This is a genomic window from Streptomyces sp. NPDC053665 (assembly GCF_055585285.1).
Genome location: NZ_JBVJKK010000001.1, coordinates 322,971 through 345,722, shown reverse-complemented (window position 1 = coordinate 345,722; position 22,752 = coordinate 322,971). Strand labels below are relative to the sequence as shown.

Annotated in this window: 23 protein-coding genes; 10 read left to right on the top strand and 13 right to left on the bottom strand. The window is 72.6% G+C overall.

Going from position 1 to position 22,752, the window contains the following annotated elements; translation table 11 throughout:
• Positions 1–79 precede the first annotated feature (79 nt).
• Entirely contained in the window at positions 80–1,798 is a 1,719-nt protein-coding gene (locus tag ACZ6ZN_RS01405; RefSeq protein WP_451876397.1) for a PP2C family protein-serine/threonine phosphatase, read from the top strand.
• Between the two features lie 34 nt (positions 1,799–1,832).
• On the opposite strand, the gene ACZ6ZN_RS01400 is transcribed toward ACZ6ZN_RS01405, so the two are convergent.
• Together ACZ6ZN_RS01400 and ACZ6ZN_RS01395 are read right to left on the bottom strand one after the other, a co-directional pair.
• A complete protein-coding gene (locus ACZ6ZN_RS01400) occupies positions 1,833–2,492 on the bottom strand; it encodes a LysE family translocator (protein ID WP_469642203.1) in 660 nt (219 codons plus the stop codon).
• Between the two features lie 45 nt (positions 2,493–2,537).
• Complete coding sequence (locus ACZ6ZN_RS01395) at positions 2,538–3,332, bottom strand: ribonuclease BN (RefSeq protein WP_469643917.1); 795 nt, start codon at positions 3,330–3,332, stop codon at positions 2,538–2,540.
• Positions 3,333–3,553: 221 nt separating this feature from the next.
• Between ACZ6ZN_RS01395 and ACZ6ZN_RS01390 the strand changes: the two genes are divergently transcribed.
• Positions 3,554–4,168 (top strand): dihydrofolate reductase family protein, encoded by a 615-nt coding sequence (locus tag ACZ6ZN_RS01390; protein ID WP_469642201.1) that lies wholly within the window; start codon positions 3,554–3,556, stop codon positions 4,166–4,168.
• Positions 4,169–4,193: 25 nt separating this feature from the next.
• On the opposite strand, the gene ACZ6ZN_RS01385 is transcribed toward ACZ6ZN_RS01390, so the two are convergent.
• From ACZ6ZN_RS01385 to ACZ6ZN_RS01375, 3 genes are all read right to left on the bottom strand, one after another.
• Complete coding sequence (locus ACZ6ZN_RS01385) at positions 4,194–4,772, bottom strand: ATP-binding protein (RefSeq protein ID WP_469642199.1); 579 nt, start codon at positions 4,770–4,772, stop codon at positions 4,194–4,196.
• A gap of 198 nt (positions 4,773–4,970) precedes the next feature.
• Positions 4,971–5,666, bottom strand: a complete 696-nt coding sequence (locus ACZ6ZN_RS01380) for a GAF and ANTAR domain-containing protein (protein ID WP_469643915.1) — start codon at positions 5,664–5,666, stop codon at positions 4,971–4,973.
• A 96-nt stretch (positions 5,667–5,762) separates the two neighbouring features.
• Positions 5,763–6,632 (bottom strand): restriction endonuclease, encoded by an 870-nt coding sequence (locus ACZ6ZN_RS01375; RefSeq protein WP_451876393.1) that lies wholly within the window; start codon positions 6,630–6,632, stop codon positions 5,763–5,765.
• A gap of 287 nt (positions 6,633–6,919) precedes the next feature.
• Between ACZ6ZN_RS01375 and msrA the strand changes: the two genes are divergently transcribed.
• Positions 6,920–7,435, top strand: coding sequence for a peptide-methionine (S)-S-oxide reductase MsrA (gene msrA, locus ACZ6ZN_RS01370; RefSeq protein WP_398107422.1), 516 nt, complete (start codon positions 6,920–6,922; stop codon positions 7,433–7,435).
• 64 nt (positions 7,436–7,499) lie between these two features.
• Here the strand turns inward: msrA and ACZ6ZN_RS01365 are convergent, their stop codons facing one another.
• Together ACZ6ZN_RS01365 and ACZ6ZN_RS01360 are read right to left on the bottom strand one after the other, a co-directional pair.
• Entirely contained in the window at positions 7,500–8,162 is a 663-nt protein-coding gene (locus ACZ6ZN_RS01365) for a BlaI/MecI/CopY family transcriptional regulator (RefSeq protein WP_469643913.1), read from the bottom strand.
• A gap of 178 nt (positions 8,163–8,340) precedes the next feature.
• Complete coding sequence (locus ACZ6ZN_RS01360; protein WP_469642196.1) at positions 8,341–9,975, bottom strand: ABC-F family ATP-binding cassette domain-containing protein; 1,635 nt, start codon at positions 9,973–9,975, stop codon at positions 8,341–8,343.
• Between the two features lie 317 nt (positions 9,976–10,292).
• On the opposite strand from ACZ6ZN_RS01360, the gene ACZ6ZN_RS01355 reads away from it, so the two are divergent.
• Together ACZ6ZN_RS01355 and ACZ6ZN_RS01350 are read left to right on the top strand one after the other, a co-directional pair.
• Complete coding sequence (locus ACZ6ZN_RS01355) at positions 10,293–11,021, top strand: TetR/AcrR family transcriptional regulator (RefSeq protein WP_469643910.1); 729 nt, start codon at positions 10,293–10,295, stop codon at positions 11,019–11,021.
• Positions 11,022–11,064: 43 nt separating this feature from the next.
• Complete coding sequence (locus tag ACZ6ZN_RS01350) at positions 11,065–12,657, top strand: MDR family MFS transporter (protein ID WP_469643907.1); 1,593 nt, start codon at positions 11,065–11,067, stop codon at positions 12,655–12,657.
• A gap of 72 nt (positions 12,658–12,729) precedes the next feature.
• On the opposite strand, the gene ACZ6ZN_RS01345 is transcribed toward ACZ6ZN_RS01350, so the two are convergent.
• Positions 12,730–13,389: a CBS domain-containing protein gene (locus tag ACZ6ZN_RS01345; protein WP_398107419.1), complete on the bottom strand. Its 660-nt coding sequence runs from the start codon at positions 13,387–13,389 to the stop codon at positions 12,730–12,732.
• A 248-nt stretch (positions 13,390–13,637) separates the two neighbouring features.
• On the opposite strand from ACZ6ZN_RS01345, the gene ACZ6ZN_RS01340 reads away from it, so the two are divergent.
• The 4 genes from ACZ6ZN_RS01340 to ACZ6ZN_RS01325 are packed head-to-tail and all read left to right on the top strand — an operon-like array spanning position 13,638 to position 15,963.
• Positions 13,638–14,036: a hypothetical protein gene (locus ACZ6ZN_RS01340; RefSeq protein ID WP_398107418.1), complete on the top strand. Its 399-nt coding sequence runs from the start codon at positions 13,638–13,640 to the stop codon at positions 14,034–14,036.
• Complete coding sequence (locus tag ACZ6ZN_RS01335) at positions 14,033–14,929, top strand: hypothetical protein (protein ID WP_469642193.1); 897 nt, start codon at positions 14,033–14,035, stop codon at positions 14,927–14,929. The genes ACZ6ZN_RS01340 and ACZ6ZN_RS01335 overlap by 4 nt, the downstream gene beginning before the upstream one ends.
• A gap of 38 nt (positions 14,930–14,967) precedes the next feature.
• Positions 14,968–15,531, top strand: a complete 564-nt coding sequence (locus ACZ6ZN_RS01330; protein WP_469642191.1) for a roadblock/LC7 domain-containing protein — start codon at positions 14,968–14,970, stop codon at positions 15,529–15,531.
• 57 nt (positions 15,532–15,588) lie between these two features.
• Positions 15,589–15,963, top strand: a complete 375-nt coding sequence (locus ACZ6ZN_RS01325) for a roadblock/LC7 domain-containing protein (protein WP_376331151.1) — start codon at positions 15,589–15,591, stop codon at positions 15,961–15,963.
• A 67-nt stretch (positions 15,964–16,030) separates the two neighbouring features.
• Here ACZ6ZN_RS01325 and ACZ6ZN_RS01320 read toward each other — a convergent pair whose 3' ends face one another.
• From ACZ6ZN_RS01320 to ACZ6ZN_RS01300, 5 genes are all read right to left on the bottom strand, one after another.
• A complete protein-coding gene (locus ACZ6ZN_RS01320; RefSeq protein WP_469642189.1) occupies positions 16,031–16,525 on the bottom strand; it encodes a lamin tail domain-containing protein in 495 nt (164 codons plus the stop codon).
• Positions 16,526–16,668: 143 nt separating this feature from the next.
• Positions 16,669–18,033 (bottom strand): FAD-dependent oxidoreductase, encoded by a 1,365-nt coding sequence (locus tag ACZ6ZN_RS01315; protein WP_398107414.1) that lies wholly within the window; start codon positions 18,031–18,033, stop codon positions 16,669–16,671.
• A gap of 128 nt (positions 18,034–18,161) precedes the next feature.
• Entirely contained in the window at positions 18,162–20,900 is a 2,739-nt protein-coding gene (locus ACZ6ZN_RS01310) for a SpoIIE family protein phosphatase (protein ID WP_451876385.1), read from the bottom strand.
• Positions 20,901–21,019: 119 nt separating this feature from the next.
• Positions 21,020–21,565 carry a hypothetical protein gene (locus ACZ6ZN_RS01305; protein WP_398107412.1) on the bottom strand — a complete coding sequence of 182 codons (546 nt, stop codon included), beginning with the start codon at positions 21,563–21,565 and terminating at the stop codon, positions 21,020–21,022.
• A gap of 28 nt (positions 21,566–21,593) precedes the next feature.
• Positions 21,594–22,217, bottom strand: a complete 624-nt coding sequence (locus ACZ6ZN_RS01300; RefSeq protein WP_469642186.1) for an ATP-binding protein — start codon at positions 22,215–22,217, stop codon at positions 21,594–21,596.
• 243 nt (positions 22,218–22,460) lie between these two features.
• Between ACZ6ZN_RS01300 and ACZ6ZN_RS01295 the strand changes: the two genes are divergently transcribed.
• A complete protein-coding gene (locus ACZ6ZN_RS01295; RefSeq protein ID WP_398107410.1) occupies positions 22,461–22,691 on the top strand; it encodes a DUF397 domain-containing protein in 231 nt (76 codons plus the stop codon).
• The last annotated feature ends 61 nt before the right edge of the window (positions 22,692–22,752 follow it).

Genomic DNA, 22,752 nt, shown 5'->3' with positions numbered 1-22,752 from the left:
GGGGAATACGGGGTAGGCAAGCGAACCGGAGGAGCACCGGCCCGCACGGGAGGCCGGCGCGCTGAGCGAGGAGGCCGCGATGGTGGGGCCCGAGGACACGGCGACCGCCGGCGGACCACTCACGCCCGCCGCCGCGGCGGCCCTGGCCGGGACGCTGGAGGCCATCGGCGCCGGTGCCTACGTCGTGGACGACGAGGGCCTCATCGTCGCCGTCAACACCCGGGCCGAGCATCTCCTCGGCCGCAGCGAGGCGGAACTCGTCGGTCACGACGCCCACGACCTGCTGCACCGCGGCCCCCAGGGCCAGCCCCTGCCCAGGACGCAGTGCGCCATGCGCCAGGCCTTCCACGCCAGCCGCGCCGCCCAGATCGCGGAGGACTGGTTCTCCCACTCCGACGGCTCGGTCCTGCGCATCTCCTGGCTGATCACCCCCTTCGCCGTCGGTGGCGATCCCGGCTGCACCCTCGTCGTCTTCTACGCCGCCGATCACCCCGACGACCTCGCTCCGCCGCCGCAGCCGGCCTCCCAGCACCTGACGGAGCTGCAGCGGCTGGCCCTGCTCGCCGAGACCACCACGCGTCTGACCTCGACCCTCGACGTCGACGAGGCCCTGCACCGGCTGGTCGCGCTGGTCGTGCCGCGCCTGGCCGACTGGGCGGTCGTCGACCTGATCACCGAGCGCGACGAGGTGTGGCGCACGCTCGTGGTCCACGCCGAGGACGACAAGCTCGTGCAGCGCGAGGAGCTCCAGGGACCCATGCCGCCGGTCCCCGAGGAGTCCCCGATGCCCCTGTCCAGAGCCCTGCGGGGCGTGTCCTCCACGCTGGCCGGCCCGCAGACCTACCAGGGAGCTCCCGACTCGGGGATCGCCGTCGAGCAGCGACGCCTGTTCGAGGCCACCGGCATGCACTCGGCGGCCATCGCGCCCATCCGCAGCACCCGCGCCGTCCTGGGCGCGCTGACGGTGGGGCGCGGCGACAATCCCGCGGACTTCACGCCGCAGGACCTCCCGCTCATCGAGGACATCGCACGCCGCGCCGGGCTCGCCCTGGACAACGCCCGCCTGTACCAGCGGCAGCGCAAGGTCGCCGAGACCATGCAGAACCACCTCCTGCCCCAGATGCCCGGCGTCCCCGGCCTGGAGATGACGGTGCGCTACCTCCCGGCGCCCGAGTCGTCGCAGGTGGGCGGCGACTGGTACGACGCCTTCCCGCTCTCCGACGCCTCCACGGCCCTGGCCATCGGCGACGTCGTCGGCCACGACCTGGAGGCGGCGGCCGGCATGGCGCAGGTCCGGAACATGCTGCGGGCCTACGCCTGGTCCCAGACGGAACCCCCGAGCCGGATCGTGGAACGCCTCGACGGGGCGATCCAGCACATCACCGACGTCGCCATGGCCACCATGATCTTCGCCAGGATCGAAGCGGCCGGCGACGGCCACTGGCGGCTGTCCTGGACGAACGCGGGCCACCCCCCGCCGCTGCTGGTCAGCAAGGACGGCCTGACGAGCTACCTCACCGACGGCCACGGCATCCTCCTGGGCACCCAGGGCAACGTCTCGCGCCCGGACGCCACCACCCTGCTGTCGCCGGGTTCCACCCTGGTGCTCTACACCGACGGCCTCATCGAGGAGCCGCGCCGCAACCTGGACGAGGGCCTGAACCGGCTGCGCCAGCACGCGGCCGCCCTCGCCCACCGCCCCCTCGCCTCGTTCACCGACCATCTGCTGCGGCGGGTCCGCCCGGCCGGCAACGACGACGACGTGGCACTCCTCGCCCTGCGCGTGCCGAAGACCTGAGACACCCGGGCCATGTCCGGCGGGCGGACGCCGGTCAGGCCGTGGCCGCGACCGAGACGCCGATGGCGATGAACAGCCAGCCGGTGGTCAGCTCCCAGCGGTGGCGTACCGTCGGCCGGGCGAGCAGGGCCCGCAGCCGGGAGGCGACGAGCACCAGGGCGAACCAGTACCCGACGCCGACGAGGACGTCCAGGAAGCCCAGGAAGAAGATCTGCCGCGCCACGGAGCCGCCCCCGTCGACGAACTGCGGGAGGATGCTGAGGAAGAACAGCGCCGCCTTGGGGTTCAGCACGTTGGTGAGGAACCCCTGCGTGAACGCGGTCCGCCACCGCCCGCGGGCGTCGGCACCCGCCTGACCGACGCCGAAGGCCTCGCCGTACCCGGACCGCCCCTGCCGCCGCTCCCGGACCGCCCGGCGGGCAGCGAGGACCGCCCGCACCCCCAGGTACACGAGGTAGGCCGCGCCCAGCAGTTTGATCCCGTCGTAGACCAGGGGCGAGCGCGTGGCGACCACCGAGAGGCCGGCGGCGGCCGCGACCATGTGCACGCACAGCCCCGTCTGCGCGCCCAGCGCCGCGGCCCTCCCCTTCGACGGATCCTCGGCCGCCGACCGGACCACCACCAGGAAGTCCGGCCCCGGCACCACGTACGCCACCAGCACCACGCCGAGGAACCCCACCAGATCGACTGTCATCCGTCCTCCACTCCACGGGCCGGGCCGGGTACCCCGCCCGGCGCGTCACTCCCCGCCGTCGCGCCGCAGTCCGTGGTGCTGGACCAGCCAGTGCCCCAGCAGGGCCCCGCCGTACACGACGTAGCCGACGCCGATGAGCCAGGACTCGACGACCAGGACCACCCCGACCGCGCCGTAGCTGATCGCGTTGGTGACGATGAGCGGCGTGAAGACGAAGTAGGAGAACATCCGCAGGCCGACCAGGCCGGCCATGGTGGCGATCGCCCCGGGCAGCAGATCGCTCCAGCGGACCACCCCGCCCAGCAGGAACCGCTGGCCCCACCAGAAGAACAGCACCCCGGTCGCCGCGCTCAGCGCGATCCGCCCGGCCCCGGAGGTGATGCTGCGGCTCTGCGCCTCCTGGTACAGGTAGGCGGTCATGGCGATCATCCACACCGCCTGGCGCCACACCCGGTGCCAGCGGCCGGGTGCCAGCTCCCAGATCCGCTCGTAGCCGTTCTGGACACTGCCGCCGAGCGCGATGCCGAAGAGGGCGAGTGTGACGCCGCCGAGCACGCTGGTGGTGCCGATGACCTTGCGGGGCGGGCTGATGATGTCGGTCAGGACGCGCGCGGACTGCCCCGACAGTCCCATGCCGTCGGCGAGCCAGGAGGCGAACCCGCCGCGGGCCAGCGGGTCGGCGGCGGCGACCACGATCAGCAGGGGCGCCAGGGTGACCAGGGCCAGTGTGGCGAAGCCCATGGCCCGGTGGAGCAGCTCCAGGTCGTGGGCCTGCCGGACGAGGGTGTGCGCACCGAGCCGGTGCCACCCGTCCCGCAGCGTGCGCCCGGCCCGGTCCAGGGCGTGCCGGCTCACACCCGCAGGACGGGGGTGACCGGCAGGACGTCTGCCGTCGGCGGTGTGGTGACGGTCATTCTCGGTCCGCCTCCCGATGGGGTCGGTCGCCGTGCGCTCGCGAGATCGTTGACCGTTTCGGCCGTGGCGCAAACGCGACGAACGGGCGGTGCGCGGCCCGGCGGCCGCGGCGATGAGTTCCGGCGTCGGATCGGGTCTGCCCCGGTATGACACGCATCATCGCCGACATCTCGGTCTCCCTCGACGGTTTCGTCACCGGGCCCGATCCCGGACCGGACAACGGCCTGGGCACCGGGGGCGAGGCCCTGCACACATGGGCGTTCTCCGACGACCCGGACGATCGCCGCGTCCTGCGGGAGGCGACCGCCCGGTCGGGGGCCGTCGTGCTCGGGCGCCGTCTGTTCGACGTGGTGGACGGGCCGCAGGGCTGGGACGACACCGTCGGCTACGGCGCCGGGGAGGTGGGCCGGCCCGCCTTCGTCGTGGTGACCGGCGCGCCGCCCGCGTCGGTACGGCTGCGCGCCCTCGACTGGACCTTCGTCACCACCGGCCTGGCCGACGCCGTAGCCGCCGCGCGCGAGCGGGCCGAGGCGGCGTCGACGGCCGCCGGACGGGATCTCGACGTGGTCGTGATGGGCGGGGGAGCGACCGTGGGATCCGCCGTGGACGCCGGGCTGGTGGACGAACTGACCCTGCACCTCGCCCCCGTCGTGCTGGGCGCGGGGACGCCCCTGTTCACCGGGGGGACCCGCCGCGCCTTCACACGGCGGACGGTGACGGCGACCCCGACGTCGACCCACCTGACCTACGACGTCGGGTGAACGGTCCGGGCGGCCGCCCGGACCGTCATGGCTGCCGCGGGGGGCGACCGGAGAGGGACGTGGGCAGGACGGTCCTCCCGCCCGGGCCGGGGGTGTCCCCGCCACCGCCCGGGCCGGGGGCGTCCCCGCCACCCTCCTGGCCGGGGGCGTCGCCGCCGGACGGGAACGGGATGCGGGCGACGATCCGTTTGCCCGTCTCCCCGACGGTGACGACGACCGCGCTGCTGACGGTGTGGACCACGTGCATGCCGTGCCCCCCGAACCGGCGACCGTCCCGTTCGCGCACCACCGGCTCCTCCCGGGAGCTGTCCCACACGGTGACCACCAGCTCGTCGTCGGAACACCACAGGATCAGTCCGCACGGACCGGGCGCATGCCGGATGGCGTTGGTGACGAGTTCGCTGACGACCAGCTCGGCGTCCAGGGCGAGCAGGTCCGGCGCCGGGGAGCGGCCGGTGTGCGGGGCGTGAGCGAGGAAGGCGCGCAGGGCCCGTCGGGCATCGACCGCGCAGGCCGTGCCCTCGGCCCACGCCGCACCGAAGTGCAGCGCGGCGCGGTCGTTGCGTCCCTGCTCATCCGCCTGCTTCATAAGCGGGATGACCATGTGGGTTCTTTCGTTGTGGTTCGGTGCTCGGGGTGACGCTTGCGCCGTACGCCTACCCGGGCGCCGACAGCGCATACAGCGCCTGCTCGTGCCCACTGTCACACAGCGGTGACCCTTGAGGGGGACTTTCCCCGAGGCACGGCGCCCGGGGCCGTCGCGCGCGGGGCGAGGCACCCCGGGCCCCCGGGGGCGGAGCAGTCAGTTCCGCTCGTCGGTCCGTCCGTCCGTGATGCGCCGGGCGACGTCGCGCAGTTTGACGTTGTGGTGCTGGGAGATGCGGCGCAGCACGTCGAAGGCGTCGTTCTCGGCCATGCCGTGGCGTTCCATGAGGATGCCCATGGCCTCGCCGATCGCGTGCCGGGTGTCCAGAGCGTGCTGGAGCTGGTCGATGGTCCGGGCGTCGGCCAGGGCGACGGCGGCGTGCGAGGCCAGGAGCCAGCCCGCGGTCTCCACGTCCTTGGTGAAGGTCCCGGGTGTGCGGGCGTAGAGATTGAGGGCGCCGAAGTCCTCGTCGTGGGTGTAGAGCAGGACGCCGGTCATGCTGCCGATCCCCAGGTCACGGGCCTCCGCGGCGTAGCGGGGCCAGTCCTCCTGGGGTTCGGTCATGTCCGGTACCCGGAAGACCCGGTCCTCGTCGGTGCGCCGGGCGAGGTCGAAACAGGGCCCCTCGCCCAGCTCCCCCTGGAGCCGGTCCGACTCCTCGACCATGTCCCCGCACGAGGACAGCGTGATGGCCCGTCCCTTGCGTACGGCGAGGATCCCGGCCGCGTCGCAGCCGTCGACCAGCCGTACCGCCGCTGCCGCGATCTCGTCGAGGGTCCCCTGCACGGAGTCCTGCTTCAGCAGGGTCCGGGCGAGCAGGGCCATCTCCTCGGCGAACTCCCGCCACTCCATGTGCCACCGCCCATGCTCGACCATCTGTGCGGCCACCCTACCCACGTCCCGGGGTGGATGGCTGGTGCCACCACACCGGGACGGCGGACCCGCAGCTCAGCAGCCGCTGCCGTCGGCGGTGAGGTGGCGCGCGGTGCGCTGCGGCCCGTCCAGCGCGATCGTCGCCGACAGGTCCGCGTCCACCGCCGGCAGACCCGGGCCGATCTCCCAGGGGCGCGGGCCGGTGCCGTCCGTCCAGGCCAGGAGCGCCTCCCGGTCGACGCACACGATCCCGCACTGCTCGGCGTACTCCAGGGCGGGTGCGGTGAAGTCGCTGGTCGTGACGAGCACGGCCACATCGGCCTCGTGCACCGTGAAGCAGGTGCCGCCGAAGCGCTGCAGGTCCTGGGAGCCGACCCGGTTGGTCTCGCCGTACTGCTTGCACTGCACCACGGCCCGGCGCCCGTCCGGCGTGACGGCGAGCACGTCGGCGCCCAGGTCCCCGGCGCCGCCGACGACCTCCACGGCCGAGCAGCCGTCGCGTTCGCAGAGGGCGGCGATCGCCTCCTCGAACCCGTCGGGGGTCAGGGCGTCGTAGTCGAGGACCGTCTCGGGTCGCCCGGCCACGGCCACGACCTCGTCGGATTCGGGGACGAGGTCGACGGCCGGGCGCTGCCGGGGCAGCGGGGGCGGCGCGTCGAGCGCGTCGGCCGCCTCGCGCGCCGCCTCGTCGAGGGCTGCGGCCGCCCGGCGTGCGACCTTCGCCAGGCGCAGCCGGCGCCGCAGGCTCAGCAGGGCCGCCAGACCCAGGGCTATCAGGACGAACATCCACACCGGACGCCGCTCGGCCGCGTCGGCCAGCGTGCGCACGGCCAGTCCCACGACGACCAGGACCACGGCGAGGAAGACGAAGAACAGGGCGGTCGACCGGAGGTCGAACCGGTGCCGGCGGTGCGCAGGCGGTGCGGGACGCACGGGTGCGGTCACGGACTGCCCCCTCTCATGGGACCGATGGAAGATCACCTCCACCGTCTTCCCAAGATCGGGATCTTCACCGACCCTTCCCTGCACGGGTCATGACGCTCCCTCACCCTACGATCACCCCCTCCGTATCCGCTGTCGACGGTTCGTCGCGACGGAGCGGTACCGGCTGCCCGGGGACACGATGCCCCGGGTCGACCTCCGCCTGGCCCGACCAGGCCGGGGACGCGATTGCCTCGATGTGGCGTCACCTGTCAGAATGGTGACGACGGACGACAGAAAGGTGATGCGCCATGAGTGACGTCGAGGAGAGGGCGCTGCTCGCCGGTGGCTGCTTCTGGGGTATGCAGGAGCTGATCCGGTCGCTCCCCGGTGTGGTGCGCACCCGGGTCGGCTACAGCGGCGACAACGACAAGCCGCACCCCACCTACCGCGACCACGGCCGGCACGCCGAGTCGATCGAGATCGTCTTCGATCCCACGGCCACCGACTACCGCGCGATCCTGGAGTACTTCTTCCAGATCCACGACCCCACCACGAAGGACCGCCAGGGCAACGACATCGGGGTCAGCTACCGCTCGGCCATCTTCTACCTCGACGAGGAGCAGCGCCGGGTCGCGCAGGACACCATCGCCGACGTCGAGGCGTCCGGGCTGTGGCCGGGGCCGGTGGTGACCGAGGTCGTCCCGGCCGGCGAGTTCTGGGAGGCGGAGCCGGAGCACCAGGACTACCTGCAGCGCTATCCGGACGGCTACACCTGTCACTTCCCGCGCCCCGACTGGCGGCTGCCCCGGCGCGCCGGCGCCTGAGGACGCGGCGGGACCGGGGAGGAGGACGTCCGTCCTCCCCTCGGTCGTCCGCGCGGCTCGGCCGTCAGCCGTTCTGAGCCTGCGGCTCCGGCTGCTCCTCCGGCGCCTTCTCCGCCGTGGTGAGGGTGTACATGACCGAGCGGCCCTGCTTGTGGCGCTGCACCTGACCCTTGGCGACCAGGTTCTCCAGCGTGTTCCGCACGACCTGCGGCGTGGGTGTGCGGTCGGAGTGCTTCTCCATGAGCTCCTCGCGCAGTTCCTTCGCCAGGCGCGGCTCGGTGTGGCCGCCGAGGAGATCCGTCAGCAGATCACCGAGCAGTGGCTGCGAACCAGGCGCGGGACGCGCCGACTTGGCCTTGCGCGCGCCGGCCCCCTCCTTCGTCCCGGCGGCGCGGCGCCGGTCCCGGGCCTTCGGCACACGGCGTGCCCCCTCGCCCTTGGCCTTGGCCTTGGCCTTGGCCGCACGGGGCCCGCCCTTGGTCTTCGCCCCGCGCGGCTCGTCCCCGGTCTTCGGGGCATCGGGCTCGTCCTCGGCCTGCCGGGGAAGCACCGGGGTGTCCCCGGAACCCCCGGCGAGCCTCAGGATGTCCGCCAGGAGTTCCTCCTCCTGCTTGAGGACGGCGATCCGCTCGGTCAACTCCCTCTGGAGCCGCCGGTTCTCCTCAAGGTCCGAGGCGGCCTGTTCCCCGTAGCGTGCCCGGAGCGTGGAGGCTGGTTGGCTGGTCACATCGCTGCCCTCCTCGACGAAAATGGTGCTGCGCATGGTACCCACACCCCCGCCCGGCGGGCTGACACACGCGTGCTTCGGCCGCACACGAAGTTGACATGTGTCCCGGACTCCCGTTCGTCCGGGCGCCGTCGGGCCCCGCAGGTGCCGCTGCGGGGCCACCGCACACACCGGCGGCTCACACCGCGGAGTCCCCCCTCTCCGTGAGGGTGCCGTCGGCCAGCCGCAGCCGCCGGTCCACCCCGATCCCGGCGAGGAACCGCTCGTCGTGGCTGACCACCAGGAAGGCGCCCCGGTAGGAGTCGAGCGCGCTTTCCAGCCTGCTCACACTGACCAGGTCGAGGTTGTTGGTCGGCTCGTCGAGGAGCAGCAACTGCGGTGCCGGTTCGGCGCACAGGACGCAGGCCAGGGTGGCGCGCAGCAACTCGCCGCCGGAGAGCACACCCACCGGCAGGTGTGCCCCGGCTCCCCGGAAGAGGAAGCGGGCGAGCAGGTTCATCCGCTCCGCCTCGGGCCGCTCGGGAGCGAACGCGGCGAAGTTCTCCGCCACGGTGCTTCGCGGATCCAGCAGGTCGAGACGCTGGGAGAGGGAGGCGATCCGGCCCTCGTTGCGCCTGATCTCCCCGCTGTCCGGGACCAGTTCGCCCGTGATCAGGCGCATCAGGGTGGTCTTCCCGGCGCCGTTGGGCCCGGTCAGCGCGATGCGCTCGGGGCCGCGGACACTCAGGTCGATGCCGCCGTCCGCGAAGACCGGGCGGCCGCCGAGTGTGACCTGGAGGCCCGTGCCGGCGAAGAGGGTGCGACCTGCGGGCACGCGGGTGTCGGGCAGGTCCAGGGTGATCTGCTGGTCGTCGCGCAGCGCGCGCCCCGCCTCGTCCAGCCGGGCCCGGGCCTCGCCGACGCGGGCCGCATGTGTCTGCCCGGCCCGGCCCGCGGACTCCTGCGCGCCCCGCTTCATGTTCCCGGCGAAGATCCGGGGCAGCCCCGCGTTCTTCAGGTTCCGGGCGGCGTTGCTCGCCCGTCGCTCGGCGCGCTCGCGGGCCTGCTGCATCTCGCGCTTCTCCCGCTTCAGTTCCTGCTCGGCGTTGCGGACGTTCTTCTCGGCGACCTCCTGCTCGGCCCGCACCGCCTCCTCGTAGGCGGTGAAGTTGCCGCCGTGGAAGCGCAGTTGGTCGCTGCCGAGTTCGGCGATGCGTTCCATGCGGTCGAGCAGCGCCCGGTCGTGGCTGACCAGGAGGAGGCAGCCGCCGAAGTCGGACAGCGCGTCGTAGAGCCGGTGCCGGGCGTCCAGGTCGAGGTTGTTCGTCGGCTCGTCGAGCAGCAGGACGTCGGGGCGCCTGAGCAACTGCGCGGCGAGACCGAGGGAGACGATCTGCCCGCCGCTGAGGGTGTGCAGGCGGCGGTCGAGTGCGAGTCCGGCCAGGCCGAGACGGTCGAGCTGGGCGCGGGTGCGCTCCTCGATGTCCCAGTCGTCGCCGATGGTGGCGAAGTGCTCCTCGGCGACGTCCCCGGACTCCACGGCGTCCAGGGCGCGGATCACCGCGGCGACGCCGAGCACCTCGGCGACGGTGAGCTCACCGGTGAAGGGAAGGTTCTGCGGGAGGTGGCCGACGGTGCCGCTGACGGTCAACGAGCCGGTACGGGGGGCGAGTTCGCCGGTGATCAGTTTGAGCAGCGTGCTCTTGCCGGTGCCGTTGGGGGCGACGAGGCCGGTTCGGCCCGTGGTGACGGTGAAGGACAGATCGTGGAAAACAGGCGTGTCGTCGGGCCAGGAGAAGGACACGTGGGAGCAGACGACGGCGGCGTCGGACATGGCGATGACCTCGAGAAGGCTGCGGGCAGACAGAGCTCTGCCCTGGGCAGATGCGGGGAAGGGGGTATGACGAACAGGCCACGCCGGCGGCGCTCAGCAGCGCGTCCGGTGGCCGTCAGATCCGGATCTCACCCGGAGATGTCGTCTTCACCCACCACGTCTGTGACTCCTCGATACACACGATCAACGTCCCCCCGAGCCTAACAGCCCCCTCCCCGCGCCCGGAGGTATTTCCCCGGCGCCGGATCCACGCCGTGGTTCGCGGCAGTGTGCGGGCCGTCGACGCCATTTTTGCAGACTCTGCATTTTTGCGTAGCATGCAAAACATGACCGACGGGAAGCCGGCGCCCGCCGGGCTGCGCGAGCGCAAGAAGCAGGCCACGCGGGCCGCCCTGGTGACGGCGGCGGTACGGCTCGCGGCGGAGCAGGGCGCCGAGAACGTCACCGTGGACGCCATCAGCGAGGCCGCCGGCGTCTCCACCCGCACGTTCTTCAACTACTTCGACTCGCGCGACGACGTCTTCGTGATGATCGGCGCCGAATCCAGCGCACGGGTCAGGCGAGCCGTCCTCGCGGCACCCCCCGGCACCGCCCCGCTGGACGCCCTGCGCGACGCCATCGCCGCCGAGCTGGCGGAGATCGAGCAGCACCAGGAGCTGTGGCGCCTCCACTCGGAGGTGCTGCGCCGCTCCCCGCATCTGCTGGCCCGCAGCATCGGCGCCCACATGGCGGACGAACTCGCCCTGGCCGAGACCCTCGCCGAACGCACCGGCGCCGGCTCACCGCTCTTCTCCGAGGAGCGCACCGACCCGGCCTCGCCGGACGACGAGCGCCGCCGGCGTGCCCTCGGCCTCCAACCGCGCCTGCTCGCCGCCGTCGGCGTCACGGCCGTCCGGGTCGCCGTCGAGCACTGGTGCGTGCGGCAGGACGAACTCGCCTTCGCGGACGTCTTCCGCGAGACCTTCGAGCACCTCGCGGCGGGCCTGCCCGGCCCGCCGCCGGCGGACGCGACGGAAGCGCCCGCCACCGCACCCCGAAAGAGATGATGTGACTTCTCCAGCGGCGCCCGCCGAGGCGCCTCCGTCCGCCATGTCCAACCGGCAGATACTCCAGGCCATGTCGGGACTCATGGCAGGCATGTTCGTCGCCATCCTGGCGGGCACGGTGGTCTCCAACGCCCTGCCCAGGATCATCGCCGACCTCGGCGCCGGCCAGTCCTCCTACACCTGGGTCGTCACCGCCGAACTGCTGGCCATGACGGCGACCGTGCCCCTGTGGGGCAAGCTGTCCGACCTGTACAACCAGAAGCTGCTGCTCCAGCTCTCCCTCGGCCTGTTCGTCGTCGGCTCGCTGCTGGCCGGCTTCTCCCACGACGTGGGACTGCTCATCTTCAGCCGCGTGGCCCAGGGCATCGGCGCCGGCGGCCTGACCGCGCTGGCGCAGGTCGTCATGGCGGCGATCATCCCGCCGCGGCGCCTGGGCAAGTACGCGGGCATCTTCGGTGCCGTCTTCGCCGTGGGCACCGTCGCCGGACCGCTCATCGGCGGCGTCCTGGTGGACACCTCCTGGCTCGGCTGGCGCTGGTGCTTCTTCATCGGCGTGCCCTTCGCCCTGCTGGCCATCGCCCTGCTGCAGCGCACGCTGAAGCTGCCCACGGTCCGCAGGGAGGCGAAGATCGACTACCTGGGCGCCTTCCTGATCGTCGCCGGCGTGTGCACGCTGCTGATCTGGGTCACGCTCGCGGGCAACCGGTTCGACTGGGCGTCGTGGCAGACCGCCGCGCTCACCGGCGGGGGAGTGGCGCTGCTCGCCGCCGCCGTGTTCGTCGAGGCCAGGGTCGCCGAGCCGATCATCCCGCTGGGCATCTTCCGCAACCGCACGGTGGCGCTGACCACCGTGGCCAGCCTGTTCGTCGGTCTGGCGATGTTCGGCGGGACGGTCTTCCTGTCGCAGTACTTCCAGGTCTCCCTCGGCAAGTCCCCGACGATCGCCGGGCTGATGAGCCTGCCGATGATCCTGGGCCTGCTGCTCTCGTCCACCGTCGCCGGGCAGATCATCAGCGCGACCGGCCGGTGGAAGGCGTACCTCGTCGCGGGCGGCGTCACCATGACCGCCGGACTCGCGCTGCTGTCCACGATCGGCGCCGACACCCACTTCGGCCTGCTCAGCCTCTACATGGCGATCATGGGCATCGGCGTCGGCATGCTGATGCAGAACCTCGTCCTGGCCGCCCAGAACGACGTCCCCGCGGCCGAACTCGGCGCCGCGACCTCCGTGCTGTCCTTCTTCCGCAGCATGGGCGGCACGATCGGCACCAGCGTGCTCGGCGCGATCCTCGCCGCCCGGGTCACCTCCGAGATGACCGAGGGGCTGGCGCGGGCCGGCGCCGCCGCAGGCGGAACCGGGGACGGGGGACCGGCCGGCCACGGCGGCGTCCCCGACATGACCACCCTGCCCGAGCCGATCCGGGAGGTCGTGGAGCACGCCTACGGGGTCGCCACCGCCGAACTGTTCCTCGTGGCCACTCCCTTCGCCGCGCTCGCCCTGGTGGCCGTGCTGTTCATCAAGGAGAAGCCGCTGAAGACCACCAGCGGCATGGAACGGCTCTCCGAGGAGTCCGCATCCCCGCAGACGCCGCCCGCCGGGAGCGACAGCCGCCCGCGCGTCGGCACCGAGGTCTGACCCGGGAGACCCACCCGGGGGAGCAGCGCACGGAACCCCACCGTGCGCTGCTGCGTTTCTCGCCCCCCGGCGTCATCCCGGCGGTCCCTCACGGTCCGCTTCCCGGCCCGGCCGGAACTCCACGGCCACGACGCCGTCGACCTCCCGGCAGAGTTCCTCCAGACGGGGGACCGCGTCCGGGGAGGAGAGGCGGCCGCTGAGCACGACATGGCCGTGCGTCACGTCGACCTGCACGGCGGACGGTGCTTCGCCCAGCGCCTTGACCAGGACCTCCTCCACGATCTCCGTGCGGATGGCCTGGTCGGCCCGCAGGAACACCCGCAGCAGGTCGCTCCGGCTCACCACGCCGATCAGCCGTCCGTCGTCGTCGACGACGAGGAGCCGCTTGACGCGGTGCCGGGCCATCAGGCGGGCCGCGTCCACGACGCTGCAGTCCTCCCGGGCGGACAGCGCCGGTGCCGTCATCAGCCCCGCCGCGTCGGTGGCGCGCGCCTTGGCCGTCCGGGGGAAGCCGCCCTCCCCGTCCGCGTCGTCGTCCTCCTGCCCGCCCCACATCTTGTACAGCAGGTCCGCCTCCGACACGACGCCCACCGGACGGTTCTGCTCGTCCACCACGGGGACCGCCGTGATGTCGTACTCCTGCAGCAGATGGGCGATCTCCTTGAACGGCGTGCCGCCCCGCACCCGGACGACCGCGTCGCTCATCAGGTCGCGCACCTCGTGGTGGTTCATCGGGCGTTCCTTTCTGACCTCTCCTCCCGAACCTATGCCTCCGAGGGCCCGGGCCGGGTCGCATGCCGCCCCCGATCACTGATCAAAAACCTTCGTTTCTGCTCGCACACGATCGAACCGGTCCACGCCGGTCCGGTTCGCTGCACATTCCCTTGGAAAATGCCAAAGCGTTCCCGCGCCCCCGAGCACCGTGCGTAGTGTCGTGCTCACGTTCGCGGGAACGGCCGTGCAGGGGGAGGGGATCCGGCGTGCCCGGAATTGACGAGAGTCTGCTGGAAGCCATGCGGCTGCCCGGTGCCCGGGGGGCGTCGGTGGTCGACTGGATCAGTGGTCTTGCGCTGGGCGCCGTGGGTGACGCACCGGGCGGCGACGCGGAGGCGACGGCGGCGGAGACCGCCGAACTCGCCCGGCTCGCCACCGAGAGCGGCGCCCTGGCGGGCGGCGATCCGGACGCCGGCACGGACAAGGAGCCACCCGTACAGGACCTCATCGTGACGAACCCGCACGCGTACCACCTCATCAGGTTCGTCACCACGCCCTTCGAGAGCACCGTCTTCGTGCACCTGTGGCTCGACCGGGCCGACGGCAACCTGGCCCTGGCCCGGATCCGGCTGGCCGAGCTGGCGGACAGACTGGTGCTCGGATGATCACGCCGCTGCTGACCTCGCGCACCGACGAACCGGCCTCGGCGCGGCTCGCGGGCCTCGCCGAGCAGGGCGCGAGCGGGGCCCTGTCCACCGAGTCCGGGATCTTCTACCTGGCGGACGGGCACGTCGTCCACGTGGAGTCCGCCGTCACACCCGACCTCGGCGACCTGCTCACCCACAGCGGCGCCCTCGACGCGGACGGCTGGTGGGAGGCGATCGACCGGGCCGGCCGCGGCTGCCGGGTCGGCCGTCAACTCGTCGACAGCGGCCGACTCGCCGCCGGAGCACTGGAGTTGTGCCATCTCGGCGCCCTCTTCGACGCCGCGTACTTCGTCCTCACCCACGACGGCCCGGCCCTGCGCTTCCGGCCCGGCGTCGCCCACTGGCTCGGGTCCGTGCGGCCCGTCCCGGTCGACACCGTGCTGCGCGAGTCCGCACGCCGCCGCGAACTGCTGCAGCGCATTTGGCCGGAGCCCGCCATCGACCGCGACCCGCTCGCCCGGGTACCGGGGGGCGCGGCGGACCTGCCGGCCCGGCGCGGCCGGATACTCGCGCAGGTCGACGGGGTGCGCACCGCCGCGCAGATCGCCACCGCCCTCGCGTGCCGCACCTTCCACACCCTCGTCGAACTGCGCCGGCTGGCTGCCGCCGGCCTGGTCGTCCCGGCCGCCGCGCCCGCCGCCGCGCCCTCCGCGGCTCCGGCGCCCGCGGACCCCGCCGCGGCCCCCGCGTTCCCGGCGCCGGCGGACCCCGTCCCCCTCGTGCCGCCCCCCACAGCCCCCGCTCCCGCCCCCGCGTCCGCCGCGCCGGTCAGCGCCCCCCTCACCGTGGTGCCGGACGAGCCCGACACCGCGTTGCTGCGACGGCTCCTGCACGCCCTGGAGGCACTGTGATCCGCGCGCGACGACAGCGTGCCGAAAGGAGACTGCTCATGGCCGTCGAGACCGACGTCCTGGACGAACTGCGTCGGCTCCGCACCCGCATCCCCCGCCTGACCGGCTCCCTGGCCGCAACCGTCGACGGACTGGTCCTCGCCCACGACGTGCCGGACACCGAGCCGGAGGGCCTCGCCGCGCTGACCGCCGCCGCCCTCGGCGTGGCCCACCGCATGACCGACGCGGCCGCCCGAGGCGACTTCCGGGAGCTGCTGGTGCGCGGCTCCCGCGGTTACGTCGCCACCTACGCGGCCGGTACCACGGCCGTCCTCACCCTGCTCGCCGAGGACCGTGTCAACGTCGGCCGCCTCCATCTGGAGGGCCGCCGCAGCGGGGCCCGGATCGCCGACCTGGTGACCACCGGCGTCGGCCCCGGCACCGGCCGGCACGCCGAGCGTCCCGCCGAGCGCCCCGCGCAGACACCCGGCGCCGCGTCCGGCCCGGTGCTCGGGGAACACCAGGCGTCCCCGCTCCCGCCGGTGGCCCGGCCCATCGGCACCCTTCCGGTGCGCACCCCGCAGCGGCCGCCCCACCAGCCGCGCCCCCACACCGGCATCTGAGCCCTCCGAACCTCCCGACCGATCCGCAACACCAGACCCAAGGAAAGGAACGAGCGCATGGCCAACACGGAGACCGCGCTGAAGGAATGCCTGAGCTCCATCGACGGTGCGAAGGCGGCGGCCCTCGTCGACTACACCAGCGGCATGGCCCTGGGCACCCTCGGCGGCACCAAGGACTTCGACCTGGAGATCGCGGCCGCGGGCAACACCGACGTCGTACGGGCCAAGCTGCGGACCATGGAGCACCTGGGCCTCAAGGAGGAGATCGAGGACATCCTCATCACGCTGAACACCCAGTACCACCTGATCCGCCTGCTCAAGGGGCGCGGCGGCAGCGGGCTGTTCCTGTACCTCGTGCTGGACGGCAGCCGCGCCAACCTCGCGATGGCCCGTCACCAACTGCGCCGCATCGAGGCCGACCTGGAGGTCTGAGCCGGCACCACCGTACGGGAGCCCTCCGCCACGCACGCGTAGCGGAGGGCCCCGGCATGACGGGTGATCAGCCGTGGTAGCTGATGTACCCGTTGCCGTCGGCGTCCGAGCCGCGCTTGGTGTACGAGTGCACGTCGGCACGGCTGCCGGACGGCTTGTACACGTAGATCGTGTCCTTGTCGTTGTTCCACATGAAGTTGCAGTTGTCGCGGTACACGACGTTCTTGCTGTCCGAGTCGGTGCCGTGGCCGCCGCGCAGCTTCACGTAGTCGCCCGGCTGGAGACTGTGGCTCGCGGTGAAGGTGAACCTGTTCCCCGTGGCGTCCTTCACGACGTAGCCCTTGAGGTTGACCGTCGCGGACCGGGAGTAGTTCTTGATGGTCAGGTACTCGTCCTTGGTGTTCCCCCCGGAGCACCGGTTGGAGTCGCTCCCGGGGGCGTCGTACTGGATCCCGCGGATCTTCAGCGCCGAGGAGTACTCGGCGGCCTGGGCCGGGGCCGCCGTCAGGGCGGCGAGGGTTCCGGCCGCGACGGCCGTGGTGGCGACAAGGCGTATGCGCATGGACGTTCGTCCCCCCTGCATGGCCTTCACGTGAAGGCGATGTGTCGATTCGGTGAAGCAACCGGATCGTACACGGTTCAAGTACGCGAAAGGGCGGGTCCGGTGACATTGCCTCCGGACCCGCCCCGCGGGTGTGAGGAAGATCAGGCGCCGCTGGCGCGGAGCATGTCCTCACGCTCGACGATCTTCACGCGCTCGCGCCCCTCGGGCTCGCCCAGCGCCTTCTCCGCGGCGTCGAGCCGGTACCAGCCCTCCCAGGTGGTGAAGCGGATGTTCCGCTCGGCGAGGAAGGCGTCCACGGCCTCCGGGCCGGGGGAGGCGGGGGTGTGCAGCCGGTCGTTGGCGAAGTCGTCGAGCAGGTTCGCGACCGTCTCGTTCGCGTCGCCCTTGGTGTGCCCGATCAGGCCCACCGGGCCGCGCCGGATCCAGCCGGTCACGTAGGTCGACTGGAGGTGCTCGCCGGACTCCTGCACGACCCGGCCGCCCCGGTCCGGGACGGTGCCCGAGTCGAGGTCCCAGGGCAGCTTGGGGAGCTTGTCCGAGAGGTAGCCGACCGCGCGGTAGACCGCGCCGACGTCCCAGGTCTTGAACGTGCCCGTGCCCCTGACGTTGCCGGTGCCGTCCAGCTCGGTGCGCTCGGTGCGCAGACCGACGACCTTGCCGTCCTCGCCGAGGATCTCCACCGGCGACTCGAAGAAGTGCAGGAAGAGCTTGTGGGGGCGGTCGCCGGCATCGCGGATCGCCCAGTTCTCCAGCGTCTTGGCGACCATGTCGGCCTGCTTGTTGCCGCGCCGGGTGGCGATCGAGCCCTCGTCGTAGTCGATGTCCTCGGGGTCGACGATGACCTCGATGTTCGGCGAGTGGTCCAGCTCGCGCAGTTCCATCGGGCTGAACTTGGCCTGCGCCGGGCCGCGGCGGCCGAACACGTGGATCTCCTTGGCCCGGTTGGCCTTCAGACCCTCGTACACGTTCTGCGGGATCTCCGTCGGCAGCAGCTCGTCCGCCGTCTTCGCGAGGACGCGGGCGACGTCGAGCGCGACGTTGCCGACGCCGAGCACGGCGACCTTCTCCGCCTCCAGCGGCCAGGTGCGCGGCACGTCCGGGTGGCCGTCGTACCAGGACACGAAGTCGGCCGCCCCGTAGGAGCCGTCGAGGTCGATGCCGGGGACGGACATCGCCCGGTCGGCCATGGCGCCGGTGGCGAAGATCACGCCGTCGTAGAACGCCCGCAGGTCGTCCAGGCCGATGTCGGTGCCGTAGTCGACGTTGCCGAACAGCCGGATCTGGGGCTTGTCGAGCACCTGGTGGAGGGCGGTGATGATGCCCTTGATCCGCGGGTGGTCGGGGGCGACGCCGTACCGGATCAGTCCGAACGGCGCGGGCATGCGCTCGAAGATGTCGATGGACACGCCGGGTTCGGTGGCCACCTCGGACTTGAGCAGGGCGTCGGCGGCGTAGATCCCGGCGGGGCCGGATCCGACGATGGCGACCCGCAGGGGGCGGGGCATGGTCAGGTTCCCTTCGAGCGGCGACAAGCGATCTCACCGGGAAGCCTAAACTGAGGCAAGCCTAAGTCGGTATGCGGGTCCGGTCTATGAGCTCATAAGCCGATCTTATGCCATCCCCCTGCTCTCGCTTATGGCAGTGGCTGCTCGGCCCAGATGACCTTCCCGGCGGGCAGGTACCGCGTCCCCCAGCGCTCGGCGAGCTGGGCCACCAGGAACAGGCCCCGGCCGCCCTCGTCGGTCATCGTCGCGTACCGCAGATGCGGCGAGGTGCTGCTGTTGTCGAACACCTCGCAGATCAGATTGCGGTCGCGCAGCATCCGGACGCGGATGGGCCCGCCTCCGTAGCGGATCGCGTTGGTGACCAGTTCGCTGAGGATCAGCTCGGTGCTGAACGCCAGCTCGTCCAGATCCCAGGCGCTCAACTGCCGGGTGACCGCCGCCCGCACCTCGCCCACGGCCGCCGGGTCGGCGGGCACCGGCCACTCGGCGACCCGGTCGGCCGCCAGCGCCCGGGTGCGGGCCACGATCAGGGCGATGTCGTCGCTGGAGCGGGCCGTGAGCTGCGCGTCCAGTACGGTCCGGCAGGTGTCCTCGGGGGACTGCCCGGCCCGGCCCAGCGCCTCGCGCAGCATCTCCAGACCGACGTCGATGTCCCGCTCCCGGTCCTCGACCAGCCCGTCGGTGTACAGGACGAGCCGGCTGCCCTCGGCGAGCTCCAGCTCCGCCGTCTCGAACGGCAGTCCGCCCAGCCCGAGCGGGGGTCCGGCGGGCACCTCGGGGAACTCGACCCGGCCGTCCGGGTGGATGAGGGCGGGCGGCGGGTGCCCGGCCCGGGCCACGGTGCAGCGTCGCGAGACGGGGTCGTACACCGCGTACAGGCAGGTCGCGCCCGTGACCGGGGCGCTGCCCTCCTCCTCCGTCTCGTCCTGGTCGATCCGTCCCACCAACTCGTCCAGCAGGGCGACGAGTTCCTCGGGCGGCAGATCGAGGGCGGAGAAGTTGTGCACGGCGGTGCGCAGCCGGCCCATGGTGGCCGCCGCGTGCAGCCCGTGGCCCACGACGTCCCCCACCACGAGCGCGACCCGCGCCCCCGACAGCGGCAGGACGTCGAACCAGTCGCCGCCCACCCCGGCCTGGGCCGGGAGGTAGCGGTAGGCGACCTCCAGGGCGCCCTGCTCGGGCAGGTTCCTGGGCAGCAGACTGCGTTGCAGCGTCACCGCCATGCTGTGCTCGCGCGTGTAGCGGCGGGCGTTGTCGATGGACACGGCGGCCCGCGCGACCAGTTCCTCGGCCAGGGCCAGCTCGTCCTCGTCGAAGGGCTCCGGCTTCTCGTACCGCCAGAAGCTCACCACGCCCAGCACCAGGGCGCCCGCCCGCAGCGGCACCGTGATCAGGGAGTGGATGCCGAACCGCACGATCTGCGCCGAACGCTCCAGGTCCTGCGCCTGCCACCCGGGAGCCTCACCCAGCCGGGGCTCCAGGACGGGTCGGCCGGTGGTGAGGCTGCGGCCCTGCGGGGAGGTGCCGACGAACCGGATCCGCTCGCCGACGGGGTAGAGAGGTGCGTCCTTGCGGACGCCGCTGAGCGCCGTGCGGCTGAGGGAGGCCACCGCGTTCGGCTGCCCGCCGCCCAGGACGGCGTCGAACAGGTCGACGGTGACGAAGTCGGCGAACCTCGGCACGGCCAGCTCCGCCAGCTCCTCCGCCGTGCGGGTCACGTCCAGGCTGGTCCCGATGGCGACCCCGGCGTCGTACAGCATGTTCAGACGTTCCCGGGCGGTCTCGGCCCGCCCGGACAGGGCCCGCAGCTCCGTGGAGTCGCGCAGGGTGGCGACGCTGCCGGGCGGGACGCCCGCGCGGTCGGTGGTCCGCTGGTTGACGGCCAGCAGCCGGTCCCCGACGAGATGCACCTCGTCGGTGGCGACGCGCCCCGAGGCCAGCAGGTCGGCGGTGCCGGGATCGAGTCCCAGGCCGAGCACGGGCCGGCCCTCGGCGTCGGGGGGCAGCCCGAGCAGGCGGTGCGCCTCGTCGTTGGCCAGGACCAGGGTGCCCTCGTCGTCGACGATGAGCACGCCCTCGCGGACGGCGTGCAGCACGGCGTCGTGGTGTTCGTACATCCGGGTCATCTCGTGCGGCCCGAGCCCGTGGGTCTGGCGCAGCAGCCGGCGGCTCACCAGCGCGGCCCCGGCCGTCGCCAGCGCGAGCGCGATCGCGGCGGCGGACAGCACCAGCGGCAGCTGGCGGTCGGCCGTGCCCCCGACGTTCTTGGTCGTGATGCCCGCCGAGACCAGGCCGACGATCGTGCCGTCGGAGGGGTCCGTGACCGGCACGACCGCCTGCACCAGCGGTCCGAGGGTGCCGTCGATCTCCTCGGTCACCACCTTGCCCGCCAGCGCCGGGGCCAGGGTCCCGACGAACTTCTTGCCGATGCGGTCCGGTTTGGGGTGGGTGTAGCGGATGCCCTCGGTGCTCATCACGACGACGAAGTCGACCTTCGACCGCTCCCGGGCCGCCTCGGCGCGCGGCTGGAGCACGGCGGTGGGATCGGGGCCCTTCAGCGCCTCGGCCGTGCCCGGCGCGTTGGCGAACGTCTCGGCGACGGCGAGCGACCGGTTGCGGGCCTCCGCCGTCGTGTCGTGCCGCACCTGCAGCACGAGCGCCACGACGGCCGCCACGACCAGCAGCAGCACGATCACCACGACGAGGAGGAAGACCTGGCCGGCCACACTGCGCCCGCCCAGCACCGAACGCAGCCCCGTCACCGGCTGCCGTCGCGCCGGGCCCGCCTGAGGCCGCTGCCCTGCGGACGGCGCAGCGCCGGGCCGCAGGGGCGACCGGGTCCCGGAGCGACCCAAGAGTCGGACCATGTGCCATGTCTACACTGCGCGGCTCCGCGAGGCGAGGGGCACCACCCGTGACGGCCGGGGCCTCACCGTTTCATCACTTCTCGTGCGCGGGGCCGTCCCCCGCACACCGTACGGCGGTCTCAGGCGCCCAGCGACCGGGCCAGTTCCGTCGTCGCCCGGGCGATCTCGCGGTCCTCGTCGGACAGCAGCCGCCCGAGCTCCTCGCGCCGGGCCCGCACCGCCTGGCGTGCCGCGCGCTCCCACACCACGGGATTCTCACGGTGGTTCAGCAGCTTCGGGTACACGGCGGCGGTGCTCTCCCACTGCCGGGCGTCGGCGATGGCCTTGAGGAGCTGGATGATCTGGGCGCGGACGGTCACCTGGGGGGACTTCGCCAGCTCCCACAGGAAGGGGACCGTGGCCGCCGTCGCCTGCTCCACGACGAAGCCGAACTGGCAGATCCGTTTCCTCAGGTCCTCGAAGGCGGACCGGGCCGTCTCGGCATCACCCCAGGCGATGCCCTTGAGCAGCACGGGAATGGCCGCTGCCGAGCCGGTGGAGTCCTGGATGTCGCCCCACGGCACACGGTCCAGTGCCGTGAGAGGCGTGGTGCGGGCCACCCCGGTCGGGGCGTCGGGGCGCTGGGGGCGCTCGCTGCTCGGGTGTTCCGTCGAAGCGCTGCGCATGGCGAGGGGCCTTTCCGCGGCAGTCGGGTCAGATGGGCGGTCGGATCGTGGGCGGACAGGAGGGGGGAGGCAGGGCCACGCCGGAACGCGTCGGCAGCTTGGCCCAGACCGTCTTGCCCGCGGGGGGAGTGGGGACCCAGCCCCACGCCTCCGACAGGGCCTCGACGATGCACAGTCCCCGGCCGCTCTCCTCCAGCGCGACGCCGGCCGGCGCACACAGCGGCGGGCGGTCGTCGCCGTCGGAGACGGTGACCAGGAGGTGTGCCGGTTCCAGGACGAAGCCGAGCCGGATCTCCGCTGCGGCCCCTTCCCGCGAGGGCGCCGGTGCGGCGTGCGTCGCGGCGTTGGCGGCGAGTTCGGTGACGATCAGCGTGGTGTCGTCGCAGCAGTGGTCCAGCGACCAGGTGTGCAACGTGTCCCGGGTGAAGGACCGGGCCCGGGCGAAACCCTCGCGGCTGCACTCCACGGGGAGCGAGGCCGAGGCGGCCAGGGGGCCCGCGTACTGCGGGGGAGTCCCCGGCACCGACGGCGGTGCCCCGTACGGCGTCGTCGTCGCCGGGCCCGGCGGCGAGCAGTGGCGCGGTCCGGGTGTCCCGGTACGCGCCGCAGCCTCGCCGGGCTGCCGGAGCACGTGCTGCGCAGGTGATGACACGGCATCTCCCCGATGCGACGTCAGGACGGGGCGCCAGCACGGGGGTTGACGCCGCAGCTATTATCCACGCTGAAGGCGCTCGCGTGCAATTGCACGAGAAATTGCGTGAAAAACAAGCCGTGATGGGTACGCGAGCCGAGGCGTGGAGTCGAGGCGGGCCCGGCCGACGGGACGAGGCCCGGCTCGGTGCGACGGCCGGGCACACCGTGTACGGCGGGGAACGAGAACAGCAAGGAGACTGCGGTGCCACCAGTCAAGAACGGAGTGCGGGCCAGCTCGTTGGAGGCCTGCTGGATCAAGAGCCGGCACAGCAACGCCGAGGGCAACTGCGTCGAAGTGGCCCCCCTCGTGGACGGGGGCATCGCGGTCCGCAACTCCCGCGACCCCGACGGGCCCGCGCTGGTCTACACGGCGGCGGAGGTGGCGGCCTTCCTGGCCGGGGCGAAGGACGGCGAGTTCGACCACCTCGTGTGAGGTCCTCTTCCCGGTACGCGCCCCTGCGGTGAAGCGGAGCTCAACACATCGTTTTTGAACG

Coding starts and splice junctions, on each gene's coding strand:
- ACZ6ZN_RS01405 (WP_451876397.1), top strand. CDS start 80: ATGGTGGGGCCCGAGGACACGGCGACCGCCGGCGGACCACTCACGCCC.
- ACZ6ZN_RS01400 (WP_469642203.1), bottom strand. CDS start 2,492: ATGACAGTCGATCTGGTGGGGTTCCTCGGCGTGGTGCTGGTGGCGTAC.
- ACZ6ZN_RS01390 (WP_469642201.1), top strand. CDS start 3,554: ATGACACGCATCATCGCCGACATCTCGGTCTCCCTCGACGGTTTCGTC.
- ACZ6ZN_RS01385 (WP_469642199.1), bottom strand. CDS start 4,772: ATGGTCATCCCGCTTATGAAGCAGGCGGATGAGCAGGGACGCAACGAC.
- ACZ6ZN_RS01380 (WP_469643915.1), bottom strand. CDS start 5,666: ATGGAGTGGCGGGAGTTCGCCGAGGAGATGGCCCTGCTCGCCCGGACC.
- msrA (WP_398107422.1), top strand. CDS start 6,920: ATGAGTGACGTCGAGGAGAGGGCGCTGCTCGCCGGTGGCTGCTTCTGG.
- ACZ6ZN_RS01360 (WP_469642196.1), bottom strand. CDS start 9,975: ATGTCCGACGCCGCCGTCGTCTGCTCCCACGTGTCCTTCTCCTGGCCC.
- ACZ6ZN_RS01355 (WP_469643910.1), top strand. CDS start 10,293: ATGCAAAACATGACCGACGGGAAGCCGGCGCCCGCCGGGCTGCGCGAG.
- ACZ6ZN_RS01350 (WP_469643907.1), top strand. CDS start 11,065: ATGTCCAACCGGCAGATACTCCAGGCCATGTCGGGACTCATGGCAGGC.
- ACZ6ZN_RS01345 (WP_398107419.1), bottom strand. CDS start 13,389: ATGAACCACCACGAGGTGCGCGACCTGATGAGCGACGCGGTCGTCCGG.
- ACZ6ZN_RS01335 (WP_469642193.1), top strand. CDS start 14,033: ATGATCACGCCGCTGCTGACCTCGCGCACCGACGAACCGGCCTCGGCG.
- ACZ6ZN_RS01330 (WP_469642191.1), top strand. CDS start 14,968: ATGGCCGTCGAGACCGACGTCCTGGACGAACTGCGTCGGCTCCGCACC.
- ACZ6ZN_RS01325 (WP_376331151.1), top strand. CDS start 15,589: ATGGCCAACACGGAGACCGCGCTGAAGGAATGCCTGAGCTCCATCGAC.
- ACZ6ZN_RS01320 (WP_469642189.1), bottom strand. CDS start 16,525: ATGCGCATACGCCTTGTCGCCACCACGGCCGTCGCGGCCGGAACCCTC.
- ACZ6ZN_RS01315 (WP_398107414.1), bottom strand. CDS start 18,033: ATGCCCCGCCCCCTGCGGGTCGCCATCGTCGGATCCGGCCCCGCCGGG.
- ACZ6ZN_RS01310 (WP_451876385.1), bottom strand. CDS start 20,900: ATGGTCCGACTCTTGGGTCGCTCCGGGACCCGGTCGCCCCTGCGGCCC.
- ACZ6ZN_RS01305 (WP_398107412.1), bottom strand. CDS start 21,565: ATGCGCAGCGCTTCGACGGAACACCCGAGCAGCGAGCGCCCCCAGCGC.